General features: G+C 67.7%; 16 protein-coding genes and 3 pseudogenes. 4 read left to right on the top strand and 15 right to left on the bottom strand.

Annotated elements, in window-relative coordinates:
* Positions 1-143 precede the first annotated feature (143 nt).
* Positions 144-524, top strand: coding sequence for a hypothetical protein (locus ACGFWI_RS28440; RefSeq protein ID WP_393908891.1), 381 nt, complete (start codon positions 144-146; stop codon positions 522-524).
* Positions 521-1,669: a GNAT family N-acetyltransferase gene (locus ACGFWI_RS28435; protein ID WP_393908890.1), complete on the top strand. Its 1,149-nt coding sequence runs from the start codon at positions 521-523 to the stop codon at positions 1,667-1,669. The genes ACGFWI_RS28440 and ACGFWI_RS28435 overlap by 4 nt, the downstream gene beginning before the upstream one ends.
* Positions 1,670-1,777: 108 nt before the next feature.
* Here the strand turns inward: ACGFWI_RS28435 and ACGFWI_RS28430 are convergent.
* The 6 genes and pseudogenes from ACGFWI_RS28430 to ACGFWI_RS28405 form a co-directional block, all read right to left on the bottom strand.
* Positions 1,778-2,014: pseudogene (locus ACGFWI_RS28430) on the bottom strand (transposase); the annotation flags it as partial.
* Positions 1,984-2,250 (bottom strand): hypothetical protein, encoded by a 267-nt coding sequence (locus tag ACGFWI_RS28425; protein ID WP_393909014.1) that lies wholly within the window; start codon positions 2,248-2,250, stop codon positions 1,984-1,986. The gene ACGFWI_RS28425 and the pseudogene ACGFWI_RS28430, both read right to left, overlap by 31 nt.
* Positions 2,251-2,418: 168 nt before the next feature.
* On the bottom strand, positions 2,419-3,255 hold the full coding sequence (locus tag ACGFWI_RS28420) for a hypothetical protein (RefSeq protein ID WP_393908889.1): 837 nt from the start codon (positions 3,253-3,255) through the stop codon (positions 2,419-2,421).
* Between the two features lie 14 nt (positions 3,256-3,269).
* A complete protein-coding gene (locus tag ACGFWI_RS28415; protein ID WP_393909013.1) occupies positions 3,270-3,584 on the bottom strand; it encodes a hypothetical protein in 315 nt (104 codons plus the stop codon).
* 31 nt (positions 3,585-3,615) lie between these two features.
* Positions 3,616-3,867 (bottom strand): annotated as a pseudogene (locus tag ACGFWI_RS28410) (pyridoxal-phosphate dependent enzyme); the annotation flags it as partial.
* A 154-nt stretch (positions 3,868-4,021) separates the two neighbouring features.
* Positions 4,022-5,290: an ATP-grasp domain-containing protein gene (locus ACGFWI_RS28405; protein WP_393908888.1), complete on the bottom strand. Its 1,269-nt coding sequence runs from the start codon at positions 5,288-5,290 to the stop codon at positions 4,022-4,024.
* Positions 5,291-5,512: 222 nt separating this feature from the next.
* On the opposite strand from ACGFWI_RS28405, the pseudogene ACGFWI_RS28400 reads away from it, so the two are divergent.
* A pseudogene (locus tag ACGFWI_RS28400) lies at positions 5,513-5,620 on the top strand (oxidoreductase); the annotation flags it as partial.
* A gap of 6 nt (positions 5,621-5,626) precedes the next feature.
* On the opposite strand, the gene ACGFWI_RS28395 reads toward ACGFWI_RS28400, so the two are convergent.
* The 8 genes from ACGFWI_RS28395 to ACGFWI_RS28360 form a co-directional block, all read right to left on the bottom strand.
* Positions 5,627-7,459, bottom strand: a complete 1,833-nt coding sequence (locus ACGFWI_RS28395; protein WP_393908887.1) for a BTAD domain-containing putative transcriptional regulator — start codon at positions 7,457-7,459, stop codon at positions 5,627-5,629.
* 111 nt (positions 7,460-7,570) lie between these two features.
* Entirely contained in the window at positions 7,571-8,596 is a 1,026-nt protein-coding gene (locus tag ACGFWI_RS28390) for an isopenicillin N synthase family dioxygenase (protein WP_393908886.1), read from the bottom strand.
* A complete protein-coding gene (locus ACGFWI_RS28385; RefSeq protein ID WP_393908885.1) occupies positions 8,593-9,282 on the bottom strand; it encodes a 7-cyano-7-deazaguanine synthase in 690 nt (229 codons plus the stop codon). Before ACGFWI_RS28385 ends, ACGFWI_RS28390 begins: the two co-directional genes overlap by 4 nt.
* 102 nt (positions 9,283-9,384) lie before the next feature.
* On the bottom strand, positions 9,385-10,365 hold the full coding sequence (locus ACGFWI_RS28380; protein WP_393908884.1) for an aspartyl/asparaginyl beta-hydroxylase domain-containing protein: 981 nt from the start codon (positions 10,363-10,365) through the stop codon (positions 9,385-9,387).
* Between the two features lie 501 nt (positions 10,366-10,866).
* A complete protein-coding gene (gene folE, locus ACGFWI_RS28375) occupies positions 10,867-11,457 on the bottom strand; it encodes a GTP cyclohydrolase I (RefSeq protein ID WP_393908883.1) in 591 nt (196 codons plus the stop codon).
* Between the two features lie 37 nt (positions 11,458-11,494).
* Positions 11,495-11,857 carry a 6-pyruvoyl tetrahydropterin synthase family protein gene (locus ACGFWI_RS28370; RefSeq protein WP_393908882.1) on the bottom strand — a complete coding sequence of 121 codons (363 nt, stop codon included), beginning with the start codon at positions 11,855-11,857 and terminating at the stop codon, positions 11,495-11,497.
* A gap of 37 nt (positions 11,858-11,894) precedes the next feature.
* Entirely contained in the window at positions 11,895-12,608 is a 714-nt protein-coding gene (locus ACGFWI_RS28365) for a 7-carboxy-7-deazaguanine synthase QueE (RefSeq protein ID WP_393908881.1), read from the bottom strand.
* Positions 12,609-12,621: 13 nt separating this feature from the next.
* Positions 12,622-13,404 carry a class I SAM-dependent methyltransferase gene (locus ACGFWI_RS28360; RefSeq protein WP_393908880.1) on the bottom strand — a complete coding sequence of 261 codons (783 nt, stop codon included), beginning with the start codon at positions 13,402-13,404 and terminating at the stop codon, positions 12,622-12,624.
* Between the two features lie 419 nt (positions 13,405-13,823).
* Here ACGFWI_RS28360 and ACGFWI_RS28355 point away from each other — a divergent pair, with 419 nt between their 5' ends.
* Positions 13,824-13,970, top strand: coding sequence for a hypothetical protein (locus ACGFWI_RS28355; protein WP_393908879.1), 147 nt, complete (start codon positions 13,824-13,826; stop codon positions 13,968-13,970).
* 22 nt (positions 13,971-13,992) lie between these two features.
* Here the strand turns inward: ACGFWI_RS28355 and ACGFWI_RS28350 are convergent.
* On the bottom strand, positions 13,993-14,771 hold a 779-nt coding region (locus ACGFWI_RS28350; RefSeq protein ID WP_393908878.1), incomplete at its 5' end, for a tetratricopeptide repeat protein.

The raw sequence follows: 14,771 nt of genomic DNA, 5'->3' as shown, positions 1-14,771 counted from the left end.
AAGTCTCCGCTCCTGCTCGATGATGACTGGACCCTCGGCCCGCAGGAGTCACTGTTTCACCCCGGTCGCCGGTGCGACTCAATTGTGGCTCAATTCTCGGACAACGCCCCCTGTGGACACTGAGCATCCGTGTTAAGACTAGAATGCTTGAACACCCGAAAAAGAACCGTTCTGCCGCCATGGTGGAACGTTTACTTCCGGTCATGCCGCAAGAGTGGCGAACGCCCGTGGAACGCATCCTGTCGATGGGGGAAGGCGGCACCGGTGGCCCTCGCCCGCTGTCCGAAAACACGGTGCGAACTCACCGCCGACCCGCTCGGCGCTCCGCCCTCACCCACGCTCGCGGCGCTCGCCGCCGCCGTGGAAGGAACGACGGCCTCACCAACAGCCAGATCGCCACCCGCATCAACCACTCGCCGCACACGGCCATTTATCACCTACGCAAGATGTTCGGCACACTCAGCGTCCGATCGCGCAGCGAACTCGCGGGCACGGTCAGGCCGAGACTATGGGAGGCGCCATGACCGCCACGACGGACACTTTCAGCGACGCCATCGGCGGGCTCGGGGACACCGAGTGGGACCGGCTCGCCGACGGCCGGTTCTACTCGTCGGCGATGTGGCTGCGGGTGTGCGCCCTCGACCCCGGGGCGGTCTCCGGCGGACTACACGTGGAGACCCCGGGCGGCGGCCGGGCCGCGATCCCCGTGGCGGCGGTGACCGACGAGCCCACCCCAGACCTGCGGTGGCACGACCTGCTTGCCGCGCGCGGCCTGCCGGCGCCCGAGCCGGGCGGCCTGCTCATCGGCCAGCGCCGCGGCTACCTGGCGCACCTGCTGACCGGTGAGGGAACCGATCGGACCGAGGCCGCCGCCGAGGTGCTCGACGCGATCCGCGCGCTGCGCTCACCCCTGCACGAGGAGTCAAAGATCGCCCGCGTGGCGATGTACCTGACCACCGAGGACGTGGGGGCGCTGCGCGCGGCGGGGGTGCGGACCGCCCCGGTCGCGCTGACGACCGACGCCTGGATCGAGATCCCGCCCGGCGGCTACCCCGCCTGGCTGGAATCGCTGTCGTCGCGCCGGGCCCGCAGTATCCGCGGCGAGATACGGAAGTTCGAGAAGGCCGGATACGAGGTGGAGCACCGGACGCTCGCCGAGTCCTGGCAGGACGTCGCCCGGCTGCTGGCCCGTTCGCTACTGCGCTACGGCAGAACTGTCGACGTGGCCCCGATGGCCGAGTCCTTCCGCAAGCAGGGTGAACTCGCCGGTTCGCGCGCCGAAGTGGCGCTGTGTTCGCGCCCCGGCGAACCGCCCGTCGGCTTCTGCCTGTACTACCGTTGTGGTGACATCGTGTACCTGCGGGCGCACGGCCTCGACCACGACCAACTCGCCTCGGCCGCCGAGTACTTCAACATCACCTACTACATGGCGGCGCGGCTCCCGGGAGTGCGCTGGCTGCACGCGGGCGCCGGGACCGCGGAAGGAAAGGCACTGCGCGGCGCGACGCTCCGGCCGCTGTGGCTGCTGGACCTCTCCGAGGACAGCCCGCTGGCCGGGTACGACGAGGAGATCCGCGAGCACAACCGCGCCCTGCTCGCCGGCCTGCGCGACTCCTCGCCCGCGATTTCCGACGCCCTGGATTGCGAGCTCTGGGAGCCGTACTGCTAAGGCCAACTACCGTCGCGGTAAGAGGAGTTGGCCGACTCTTCCGAATCTGGAGTGCGAGCTGCCCGCAGTCCAGCAGATGTCTGATCCGGTAGTTGATCACGCTGCGGCGTGGGCGTCGTCGGCGAACACCGCCCCGATCCACGCCCACTGGCGGGCGATGAGCGGCCCGTCGCGGGTGCGCAGCGCCCGGCGCACCCCGTAGACCGGGTCACCGCTGCGGCCGCGGTGGCCGAGGGCGTCGTGCTGGACGCGTTGGCGTCAGAGGTCCAGCTTGTGGCCTGCCGTGGCGACGACGTGGAACGGATCCATGACTGTCACCGCGTCCGGGAGCGCTTCGGTGGCGGCGTTGACAGGCGGCCCGCAGTTCCTCGTGCCACTGCGCGATACGGGCGCGGCAGCACGGTGTCGGTCAGCGAGATGCCGGGCATCGCGTTGCCGTTGAGGTGCATCAGCGTGTGGTGCGGCTCGTCCACCATGGCCTGGGCGAGCGAAGCCTCCAGAGCCGACCCACCCATCATGGCCGGGAACTCGCCCTCGATGACGCACGCGAAGGCGAGATGGGCAATGTGCTGCTTCGCCATGAGGGTGTCCAGGCTCGCCCGAGACCCCACTCCTGGAACCGGGCACGTTGCCAGGGCCCGCCTCCCGCGTCGGGGCATCGACGGGCTCGCACGGGGTCGGCGAACGCTCGGGGAGAGGCGGGCCCTGGACGTCTGCGGCGGTCGGTCACCCCGCCGGCCCGGTCGGCTTCAGGTCCAGCTCACGACCGTCCGGGGATCGGTGAACCCCATGATGAAGGACACCGTCGTGCGGTTGCCGGCGTTGGCGTCCACCGCGTGCACAAAAGCACCGTTGAAGGCGTAGACGTCACCCTCCCGGATGTCCAGGCGCAGTTCCTCGAAGTCCGCCAGGGCCTCGGCCTGGTAGGGCAGCCCCGTCAGCTCGATGCCGAGCGAGCGCCGGGTCGCGTCGTCGGGGCGGATGTTCCACATCACCAGCCGTCCTCCGGCGGTGTGTTCGGTGCACATGTTTACCGCGCAGATCTGGTGGTCCAGGACCCGTTGGATCTCGAAGCCGTCTTGTCGCGGGTCCTTGCACTGCGCTTCGTCCTCGTGCGGGTCGAGGGAGAAGTCGCCCTCCTTGTCCCACGCGCGGATCAGCGCGGCGCACGCCGAGCGGCCGTTCATCTGCGCCACCCGCAGGGACGCGCCCTCGTGCCGCAGGGCCTCGTCCACGCCTTGGCGGAATACGTGCCAGGGCGAGTCCGGGGCGTCGATCACCCGCCCGACGTGCTCGGCGACCTCGGCGGACTCGTCGAGATAGGTGTCGACATCCTTGTTCCAGTGGTAGGCGCCGACGAAGTGCGAGGGCTCGCCCTCGCGATGCTGCCGGGCGGGGCTGGCCCAGAATCGTTCGGTCAGGTCCTTGCGCGCCGCCGGTGGTATGACGTCCCGGAAGATCACTCCCAGCCTGCGGCCGTGAAGGACGTCCAGAACGAGCTCGTAGTCGAGTTCGCCGCGCTCCTCGAAGCGGAAGAATTCCGGATCGGCCTGCTGTCCGCTCAGCCGCATCTTGCTCTGCTGCATCTGTTCTCTCTCTTTCACTTGTACACCACTGCTCTCACGGAGCCGGGGTTGGGAGAAAGCCAGCGGCTCAAAAGCCCCCGGACCCGCCGGGTCACGAAGGTCACCCCCACCACGTAACCGTTCAGGTCATGCTGCTCGCCGTGGCGGATGAGGCGGCTGGTGCGGTAGATAAGGTCACGGCCCGAGTAGTTCAGCGGAGTACGGCACAGCGGGCCGGCCCGCGCGCTCAACTCGCCCGCTGTGAAGCGGTAATGCGCGTCCCGGGCGTCCGGATTGGCGTACTGGTCGGGCTGATGGACCGAGTCGAGCTCGACCAGCAGTTTCTGCATTCGGGACGGTCGATTCTTCACCGTGGAAAGCCAGGGCCAACGCGAAATTGCCGGACCACGACTCGACCACCGTGGTGTCGTGCGCCACCGCCCCGCGACCGATCGCCTGTTCCAGAGTCCACAGTGCCGAGCGGTCTTTGCTGCTTCCGGCGGGATTGCGGAATTCCAGCTCGGCGACGATGTCGCACTGCTCGTCCGCCAGGGTAATCAGTGGGGTTCCCGAGAGGCCCTTGCGGATTCCCTTTGCCCCGAGCAGGGATTTATCAGCATGCCTGTGAAGCATGCGCCGAGTGTGGCACGGGATCGGTCGAGGCGGCTCAACCGCGACTCAAGTGCGATGCAAGAAAGCCTGTCGGGGAAAAGAGCGGAACTTGCGGTGCTCCAGAGGAGGGTCACGAGACGTCGTCCGCCACGGTGTGGCGCGCCGTGGCGCGTGCTCAACCCTGCTCCTCATACTCGACGTACAGCGTCCGGGCGAGGTGGTCGCGGTACGACTCGGCCTCGGCGTCCGACCCGTGGCGGGAGAGCACGATCACCGGATATCCCGAGAAGTCCGGGTAGGGGTTCAACAGCGCGCCGGGGCCCATGGTCTCAACCACGTAGTCCACCCGCGGGTCGGTACGCACCGAGTCCACGCCGTGTATGTGCTTGATCCGTCCGCCGCTTCCGACCGGCACTTGATAGGCCGCCACGTGACCGGCCGGCACCGGCTCCGCACGCCAGCACAGCGGTTCCCGGCCGAGGTGGATGCGCAGCGCGTCGGCGGCCAGGTCGATCCCGCTGCTGACGTGGGCGAGGTGGGCCATGTAGCCCCCGCCGCCGATGCGCGCGCCCATCTCCAGCAGTACCGGGCGCACCCCGCCGACCAGCCGCAGTTCGGTGTGCGTGGTGCCTTCCGTGACACCGAAGGCGTGGTGGGCACCGATCACCTCCGCCTCGACCGCGGCGAGTATCTCGGCGGGCAGTTGGGCGGGGGCCCGCAACGTGGTCTCCTGGAAGTAGGGCCCCGTCAGCTCTCCCTTCCAGCTGATGGCACAGACCCGTACCTGCCCGTGGTACACGAGGGATTCGGCGGAGATCTCCGGACCGTCCAGGTACTCCTCGACCAACACGCCTGCTTCCGCGGCCAATCCGTCGTCGGCGCCCAGGTGGTCTTCGACGAGCTTCCAGGTGCGGGCCACGGCCTGCTCGAGGCTGTCCTTGTCATCCACACGGATCACACCGAAGCTGGAGTGGCCGTTCACTGGCTTGATCACGACGGGGAAGCGCAAGGTCAGCGCGTCGGTCCAGCCGTCCGGATCCTCGATGACCACGAAGCCGGGCGCGCTCAGACCCGCCTCCAGCAGGTGATGGCGCATGCTGCGCTTGTCGCGCACCACGGTCGCCGCCTCCTCGGTCAGGCCGGTGAGGCCCAACTCCCCGGCGGCGCGCGCCACGAACGGCACGGCCTGCTCGTTGCCCGCCATGATCCCGTCGAAGGGCTCCCGCCGGTAACGGTCGGCGAGCGCGGACAGCGCGGCTTCCGGGTTTCCTTCGATGTCCAGCGGCAGCAATTCGACCACCGCGGCGGCCCGCCCGGCGGACTCCTCCGTGTCGTCCCCCCTGGGGACGAGGATCAAGTCGATGTCGGCGCGCTTGGCGGCTTCGAACACCCAGGGGTACATGGACAGCTGACCGACGAGGACGAGCTTCGGGCGTTTTGACATGGCGGTTCTCCAAGGTTCGGCTGCGTGGGCGGGTCCGGGCAACGGAGCCGCGGAACGCACCGGTGGCGTACGTCTCCACGCTTCGTGTGCATTCCTCGAACTGCACCGGGGTGTGGCCCAGCGCGCTGATCAGCCCGCGGAAAGAGAGTCACGCTCCTCTTCCAAGCCTTTGCGGACGCTGCTGACAAAGATCCTCACGCTACGGTGATTCCACTGCTGAAAGCTTCGCTTCTGAGCCCGGCATACATTCGGCCTCGATTCGCTGAAGCGGCCGCCGCGCACCACGCGCTGGAGACGCGGGTTACGACGGGCAAGGTGGTACTGGAGCCGTGGCCGTCAGGCGGAGCACATGACCGGCGCGCTGCTCGGCCGCGCCGCGAACGGGCGTATCCCGGGCTCCCATTCGTAGGAGAACCGGCCGTTCACGCACGGGTGCTGCGCGCGCAGCAGGTAGCTCTCCGTCAGCTCCTCCAGCAGGTCCTCGGCCTGCTGGTCGCTGATCCCCAGGGCCGCTGCAACAAGCGCCGGCGTGAGCCGATCGGGGATGCCGGGAGACAACAGCGCGTACGCCAGGGGCAGTAACTCGGCGGGCAGCGTCGCGAGCGTACGGTCGAATCCGGCCCGCACCTCCGGCAGATCGCTGTCGGCGCCCCCGGACGCGAGGACCCAGGCAGTGGCCTGCCGGGCCGTCCAGTGCGGGCGGCGGCGCAACTGCGAAGCGATCGCGAAGAGCACGCCCGGCAGCCCCCGGCACAACCGGGCCAGCCGTCGCAGCCCCTCCGGGTCCATGGTGATCCGGTGTCTCGGCACGGAGGATGCCAGCAGGTGCAGACAGTCGTCGAAGGGCAGCCCGTCCAGTTCGACGTGGACCGCCGACGAGGACACGAACAGCCGCCGACGGCTGCCGATCACCACGCCGCAGCCGACGCCGGACGGCAGCAGCGGCGTCAAGTCCCGTACGTCGCACACGTCGTCGAGCACCACCAGGACGCGGAGGTCCGCGGTCCAGGTACGGAACAGCAGGCTCAGATCGGTCGTGCCCAGTCGCAACTGCTCCTCCGTCGCGCCGAGTCCACGCAGGAACGAGCGGAGGATCTCGGCGGGCCGCACCCGCCGGCCGGCGCCGTCACGGAGACGCGCGTAGAGCCGTCCGTCCGGGTAGTGACCGCTCACCTGATGGGCGGCGTGCAGGCACAGCTCGCTCTTCCCCGTGCCGGGGGCGCCCCCCACGACCACGAGCGGCCGGTCCTCCCGCGCCCGGCCAGCCAGCACCGCGGTGAGGCGCGCCAGCTGGTCGGCGCGTCCGGTCAGACGCTCGCGCGGGGCGGGCAGATGGCAGGGCGCCCGGGTGGCGGCGGTCACGGCCGTAAGCCGCCCGGCGGGACGCAGCAGCGCCTCGTCCGACGCGAGCACGGCCGTGTGCAGGGCCTGGAGTTGGGGCGAAGGGTCGAGACCCAGCTCGGTGGCGATCCGCTCGCGGGCCCGCCGGTAGACCTGGAGCGCTTCCGCCCGCCGGTCCATGCGGTAGAGAGCCGTCATCAGATTGCCCTGGGCCCGCTCGTCCGTCGGTTCCCGCCCGGCCATCGAGGTGAGTTCGCCGAGCACCTCGTGGTGCCGGCCGAGGTGCAGATCGGATTCGATCCGCAGGTGGTGTGCGCTGGTACGCAACTCCCTCAGGCGGACCGCCTCGGCCTTCAGCGTGGGCCCCTTGCGTACGTCCACCAGGGCATCGTCCCGCCACAGCTGCAGCGCCGCGGCGGCCGTGTCACGGGCCCGGGCGAAGTCCTCGTCACCGAACTCCGCTCGGGCACGGGCGAGCAACGGCTCGCACCGGAAGACGTCCACGTGGTCGGCGGGCAGCGACAGCTGGTAGCCGCCGTCGACCGTGCCCAGCAGCGGCCCGGCCGCCCGTACCGCGCCGCCGCTCCTCGGGTTGCCGAGGGAGAACCGCTTCCTGAGCTGGTACACATACGTCTGCAGCGCGGTGTGCGCGCTGGCCGGCGGGTTGTCGTTCCACAGCTCGTCCATGAGTTGCTCGAAGGGCACCACCCGGCCCGCGTTCAGCACGAGCATTGCCAGTGTCTGACGTACTTTCTGGGCGGCCGGCGCCATGTCGACGCGGTCATCGTCCCCGTAGGCCTGGAGCGGCCCGAGAAGGTTGATTCTCATGAAATTCGCCCTGCCTCATGTTCGTTCGGTCCCCGTCGGACCGGCCGGCGACGCCACCGCCAGGCCCGACCACTCGGGCCGGGCGGTGAGGATGTGCTCGGCCGCCCGGTGTCAGGAACTCCTGGACCCGGCTACCGCGGCCAGGGTCGGGTGGTGTCGGGCAACGATGTCGGGGAAGGAGCGGATCAGCCCCTTCATGACGTTGTCGCCGTAGAGGGCGAACAACGGGTTGCCGGCGACGTCGATGACTCCGCCGGCGCCCTCGACATAGGGGCTGGGCAGTGGCTGCATCGTGGCGTCCAGCCGAGGGTTGTAGAAGAAGGGAATGGAGTAGCGGTTGACGCCCGGGGCGGGCCGGATCACCCGGTGGAGGGTGGCACGCACATAGCCCCTCGTCGCCACCTCCAGCAGCTCTCCCAGGTTGACCACGAACGCCCCCGGGATCACCGGCACGTCGACGAACTGGTCCTCCTCGACCGCGACCTGGAGGCCGCCGTTGCCGTCCTGGACGAGCAGGGTGAGCAGCCCGAGGTCGTTGTGGATGCCGGTCCCCTGGCCGGAGCCCGCGTTCTCGTCCGCCTGCGCGGGACCGGGGTAGTGCAGGAGTTTGAGGTGGATCTGCGGATCCGGATCGACCACATCGTCCAGGAACCCGGCGGGGGCGTCGAGCGACTCGAGCATCAGCCGTAGCAGTTGATGTGACAGATCGGTCAGCCGGGCGATCCATGACTCGATGGCCGGTCGCAGCTGGGGCATCGCCTCGGGCCACTCGTTCGGGCCGATCAGGCACTGGTAGGCGGGATCGCCGGGCGCGGACGTCCTCGCGGGCTGCTCCGGCCCGATGTCCAGCTGCTGGCGCTGGTCGGGAATACCCTTGGTGTGTTCGCGGCCGAGTTCGGAGTAGCCGCGGAACAGCGGCGAGTCGAGGATGTTCAGCGCGAGCCGATCGGCCTCGGGCAGGGCGAAGAACCGGCGGGACAGCTCCAGCATGTCGTCGGCGTCCTCGACACCGTGACCGACAAGCTGGAAGAAGCCGACCTCGTGGATGGCCTCGCGCAACCGGTTCAGGAACTCTGCCCGGGCTTCTTCCGAACCGGCGGCGTCACGCAGGTCGAGCACGGGAACGGGGTCGGTCATGGCAGCTCCTTCGAATGGCTGGTCTGGTAGGTCGTCGGGTCGGTCACGCCGGCGTCCCGGAACGCTTCCTGCCGCTCCCTGCAGGCGGCGCACCGTCCGCACTGCAGCGCGTCGCCACGGAAGCAGCTCCAGGTCTCGGTCCAGGGGACGCCGAGTTCCTCACCGAGCGACACCACGTCGCTCTTGCGCAGCCTGACCAGCGGCGCCGTCAGGGTCAGGTCAGGGTGCGCGTATCCGCGGGTCGCGATCCGCTCCATGGCGAGGAAGGAATCGATGAACGCGGAATTGCTGTCGGGCGCCGCCTGCAGGTCGTCGACCACCCCGACGGCCACCGCTTCCGCCTTCTCGGCGACGGCGACCGCGAAGGCGACGGACAGCAGAAGGGCATTGCGGTTGGGTACGACGTTCGGGCTCCCGCCGGACGACCCACTCTTGTGATCCGGCACGTCGACGGTCGGATCGGTGAGCGAGGAGCCGCTCAGGAGCTTGCCGACGGGGCTGAGATCGACCACGTTGTGCGGCACCCCGAGCGATCGAGCCGCCTTCGCCGCGAACTCGTGCTCGACGAGATGACGCTGGCCGTAGTTCACGGACAGCAGGTGGAGTGTGTGTCCTTGCGCCTGGAGGTGGTAGGCCATGGTGACCGAGTCCAGGCCGCCGGACACGATTGCGACAGTTTTCGGCATGCGTCGCCTTCCGGCAGACGGAAATGGAGGGAGGGTCAGTACGTAAGGATCAGAGCAGCGGTGTGCTGTGCACCGAAACAGCGGCGGACGTGCGGGCGTCCGTCACGGCGCCGGCGTGGCCGGGACGAGCAGCCGGGTCGCTTGGTTGCCTCTGCGGTAGGTCAGTTCGACTTCGGGCCGCGGACCGTCCAGCCTCGTGGTGACGGTTCGCTCCTCGCTCCACCCGACCAAGCGGTACTCGTGTCCGCCGAGGGCCACCAGCGGGAAGAGGTGGTCCTGGGGAGATCGAATGGCAAGGCCCGTGCCGGTGTCGACGATGCTGAAGGTGGCCTGCGGCTGCGAGCCGGTGAGCGACCCGAACTCCTCCACCTCCAGCAGGTGCGCCGGCGCGTCGAACGAACACCGCGCAGCTTCCCGCTCTCGGTCGGTCGTGGCCACGGCCGGACGGTTGTAGAGCACATCCGAGCCGTTGAAGTAGTCGGCCCAGTCAGCCGGGAACAGCTGTGCAAGCTCCGGTGTGACGAGCACGTCCACGACGAGATGCACCCGATGCTCGGGACCGAGGTTCTGGATCTGGTGCTTGCGGCTGAAGTCGCCGAACCAGAACTCACCGGGCTGCCAGCGATAGATCTCTCCGTCTAGGTCCAGCGAGGCTTCCTCGTGGGTGATGACCGGGATGTGCAGCCGGGCCACCCCCCAGTCCGGGGCGAACTTGGAATCGCAATGGAGGTATCCGACGACGCCAGGTCCAAGATCCAAGAATCGGGCTGCGTAGAGGGGTCCGGGAATCGAGCGCAGGACCTCCCGCACGTACGGCATGTGGTCCAGCCACTCGGTGTCGGCGAACTCCACGCTGCCGGCGCCCCCTGCGTCGGTACGTGTCTTGTCACCACCGGGGCTGCGCACCGGGAGGCAGCGCCAGTCCTGCTCGGCCCACCTGGACACTCGCCCGTTCTCGTACGAGCTCTGCTCATCCCACAGGTGGTCGCGCGCAGTCATGAGGTCGGCCACCAGCCGGTCGGCGTCCAGCTCGGGGAGCAGGCGAGCCGCTCCCGCAGGCGTCGAAGAGCCATTTTCGTTCATCGTTGTCCTTTCATGTCGACCGGACCGGATTCGCAGGTGTGCCGAAGAGAACGGCCTCGGTTCGTAGCTCTCCGATGCGGATGCAGCCAATAGCTGTCACGCTCACCGGCTGGGCGAGCAAGACGAATGCAGGTGGGCCCGGTGCGGAGGCGATCGACGCGCCGGAGGATGTCCCGATGGCGAAGCCGACGGGGACTGGACCCCGCCGGCCGCGATCCACCAGTCCGCCCCGCAGCGGTCCGGAGACCGCGCTCATGAGCAGCATCGCGTCCGTCCCCGAGCGCCGCGCCGGACGCGGCGTACTCGCGCGACGCGAACAGGAGGACCGCGATCGAGAACATCGCCGCGGGGTACTTCGACAGCAGTGAGACCACGACGGTCCCGCGGACACCTGGCAGGGCCATCAGTTCGCGATAGCCCTGCAGCGCTCCCGAGCCGTGCGATCCCGTCGCCGCACCACCTGGATCGCTCACTGCTTTCACTTTCGGAGTCGGATGCTCGTCACGCCCGGAGCAAGTCGAACAGCTCGCCCCGGAGCCCGGGGTCCGTGCTGAACTCCCCGCGATATGCGGTCGATGTCATCTGCGCGGCAGCCTTGATGCCGCGCATCGACATGCAAAGGTGCTCGCCCTTGGCTATGACCGCGACGTCCGGGGTGCCGCTCAGGGTGCTGATCTCAAGCGCGATCTGGTCCACGAGGCGCTCCTGGACCTGCAGCTTGTGCGCGTACTGATGGGCGACCCTGGCAAACTTCGACAGACCGAGCAGTTGCCCCGTCGGGCGGTACGCGATCGTCACGGAGCAGTTGAACGGCAGGAGGTGGTGCTCGCACAGCGACCAGACCTGAATGTCCGAGACGACTACGAGCTGGCTCGTGCCGATGGACTCGAAAAGAGTGCCCAGCGAACCCGGGTCGTAGTTGATGAACTCTCGCCACCAGCGGGCGAACCGCGCAGGCGTGTCGCGCAGTCCGTCGCGATTCGGGTCCTCGCCGATCTCCTCCAGCAGTCGGCGGGCGATCTCGACCAGTGGGTCCTCGGTCGTCCTCGGCGCTGACGGGTCACCATCGAGGTCCAATTCTGTCACCGACATGCGGTCACCTTTCGTTCGGGCTTCGGCGTTACTGACCTCACGGCCGGTACTCGGCCCAAGTCTTGGGGGTTTCTGAGATACGCACGCAGGTCAACTCGGGAAACTCCACTGACCATGTCTTGTAAACCCAGGCTGCCATATTCTCTGCCGTCGGATTTTCGTCCATCACATCGTTCAGATGCCGATGATCAAGATGATTGTCGAGCCAGACCTTGAATGCGGACAGTTCTCCGTAGTCTCGAACGAAGCCCACGGGCAACAGATCCGTATCGTCGGCTCCGAGCTCCAACTCGATCACATAGTTGTGCCCGTGCATCCGGGCACACTGGTGTTCAGGAGCAAGGCCGGCGAGCTGATGACTGGCCGAGAATTCAAATTTCTTCGTGATTCGAAAAGCCATCGATCCGAGTTCCCTTCTCCTTTGCGTGTGCCGTTGCTCACACGCCGCGTTTTTCGTCCCACAACAAGGTGTGCAGTCTGGTCGTCAGGTTCCAGCCGCGCTTCACCACCGCGTCGGCCAACTCACTCATGTGTTTTGTGACATCGTCGGCGGTACGGCCGATCGGCATGATCCATACCGAGGGCAGGTCGAAGGTGGCAACCAGCTGGGCCACTTCGTCGAGATCGCCGGTGTTCTGGCAGACGAACTTGAACGTGCTTCCCGGAAGTGCCGAAAGGCTGGTGAGTGCGGCAGGGACGATCCTGCGCTGCAGGGGGTCGCCCGAGTGCGACAGCTTCGGCGAGACGTTGAACCTGACGCCGGCGGCGATGAGTTCGGGGTGCGCGGCGTGCGTCCCATTGGTCTCGATCTCGATCTCTTTACCGCGTCCGGTCAGTTCTGCCACCAGAGGAATCAGTCGCTCTTGCTGACCCAGGGGCTCACCGCCGGAGATCACGATCAGCTCGGTTTCGAATCCGAGCAATTCCGCGACGACCTCTTCGACCGGGCGGCGGTGCAGCTCCTTACGCGGATCGTGGGCGACCCCGCTCTCACCGGCTCCGGTCCAGTCCCACGTGTATGGCGTATCGCACCACGAGCACGACAGGTTGCACCCGCCGAGTCGCAGAAACGCGCACCTGCGTCCCAGGGACCGACCCTCGCCCTGGACGGTCGGACCGAAGATTTCGTTAACTACGAGATCCTGCTCCATGGCGCACCGTTTCCTATGAGTGGGACGGCTCGACGGCCGCCGGCTTCTGCGCCTGCACTATGAACCAATGCCGACTCAGCCGGACGCCCTGATCGACGGTCACCGCGGCGACATATCGATCGAACACCTCTTTGTCCGCCGCGGAATCGTAATTTTCGACGATCGGCACTTGGTGCAGAAAAGTATCCAGATCGCCCGCCGAGTGGTAGAACTCCTCGAACCGGAACTCCTGGTTTCTTGTCACAACGAAGCCTGAGTCGGACAGTTCTTGAGCAATCCCCTCCGACAAGGGCCTGCCGTTCCAGCTGTCGAAGTCCTGGCCGCGGCCGAACGCTTCCTTCAGCTCGCGTGCGTCCTGCTCCCCGATCCCCATGTACATCACGACCCCACCGGGGCGCAGCACCCGCTCGAATTCACGGGCCATCAGCGGACCGCGGCGGGAAGTGACCACATCGGCGTACCCATCGGGCAGCCCCGTGTGTGCCGCGTCGCACAGCTCAAACGTGACGTGCGACAGACCTGCCTCCGCTCGATACCGCGCGGCGCATTCCAGCATCGACGTCGACAGATCTATCCCGGTTACGGCGCCGTACGTACGAGAGATGCGCAACAAGCTACGCCCGTCGGCGCAGCCGACATCCAGCAGTCGGGCGTGCGGCGCTCCCAGTGCAGTCGCCAGTTCATCGAAGACGGCGTCCGGGCGGCCGTCGGGGAATACGTCGGTGCTCTGCGCATCGCTCCTGTAGCCGCCGAACCGCTCGGCCACCCGGGAGTAGAACTCCGCGTCCATCGTCATCGGCCGTGCACCTTCCCCTGAGCCACGGTCAAAGAGAGGCCCTGGTGCGCACGCACCGGTTCCTTCCTCTTCCATGGGAACTCCCTGACAGGGTCTACCGCTGCTGTCGAGGGGGTCTTTGTGCTGCGCTGCGATTCGGTTTCCGGGACGCCGAACGCGGCGGGCGTCACCGCGTCCCGGGTCACTACGGTCATTCGGACCACTCCTTGAGGCCGTCCCCTGAAGGGGCGCCGAGGTCGGCAGGACCCAATCTCCGGTGTCGCCCTATCGGCCCGGCATCACGGCGCATCTACGACGGGACGGGGCCGTGATAAGGCGGTGATAGCGCGAGCATGCGGTCGCGATGGGCACCTGGTTGACGCTGGTTTCAGCAACGCCCGGACGGATTGTGTAACGGGTTGCGAAGGGCGGAGAACTGAATGGCCATCAAGAAGTTGCCGACTGCCGCGGAGACCGTCGTCGTGCTGGTCCTGGGCGCTGTAGGACATCAGCACGGCGTGGAGCAGGGCCCGGTCGCCATGACGCCGGCCGGCGAAACACCCGCCGACAACACGCCGTGGACGTGACGGGCCAGCATGTCTCCTGGTGTCAGCTGACCGATGTTACGGGCCTGCCCAGGATGGCAACGATGTCGGCCCGTACTGCGGCGGCTCCGCTGTGGTCGAGGATCCGTTCCCGAATTCTGGCTGCTTGCGAGTAGTACTGGAGAGCTTGTTCCAGGCGACGCAGATCGACATTGACCCGGCCGAGGTCGTGCAGCACGTAGCCTTCTCCGACCAGGTCGCCGCGCGCCCTGACCATGGCGAGGACCTCAAGCAGGGTCCGTTCGGCCCTCTCGTACTGCTGCTGGTACATCAGCATCTGGCCCAGCCGCCGCAGCACGAGGGCTTGGCCCCGGTCGAAGCCGGCCGACCGGCAGATCCCGAGAGCCTCGTCGAGATACGAACGGCTTCGCGTGAAGTCTGCTCGCCGCATCGTGATGTGCGCCATCTCTCCGAGCACGTACGCCCGGCCGATGATGTCGTGCACCCGCACGAAATGGTGCTCGGCGCTCTCGTAGAGGGCCAGTGCCCGATCGTCGTCGCCCTGGTGCCGCTCGATGCGCGCCAGGTCACGCAGACACAGTGCCTGGCCACGCACCTCACCGACCCGCTCGAACATTTCCAGAGCGGTGCTGAGGTAGGGGCCTGCTGCTTCATGCTCGCCCCGGTACAGGTGCAGGGTCCCCAAGGAGCCGAGTACGGCCGCCTGGCCCCGTTCGTTGCCGGCTTCTTGTACCGCGGTCAGCGCTACTTGATGTGTGCGCTGCCACAGGTCGGGATAGCCACGGGCCTCGAAGAGCGTCACCAGAGTGGTCGCCAGCTCCC

Origin of the sequence: Streptomyces sp. NPDC048434, from assembly GCF_043200375.1 — a bacterium.
GTDB lineage: Bacteria > Actinomycetota > Actinomycetes > Streptomycetales > Streptomycetaceae > Streptomyces.
The sequence above is the reverse complement of the archived record's forward strand: the minus strand, read 5'-3'. Positions and strand labels throughout refer to the sequence as shown.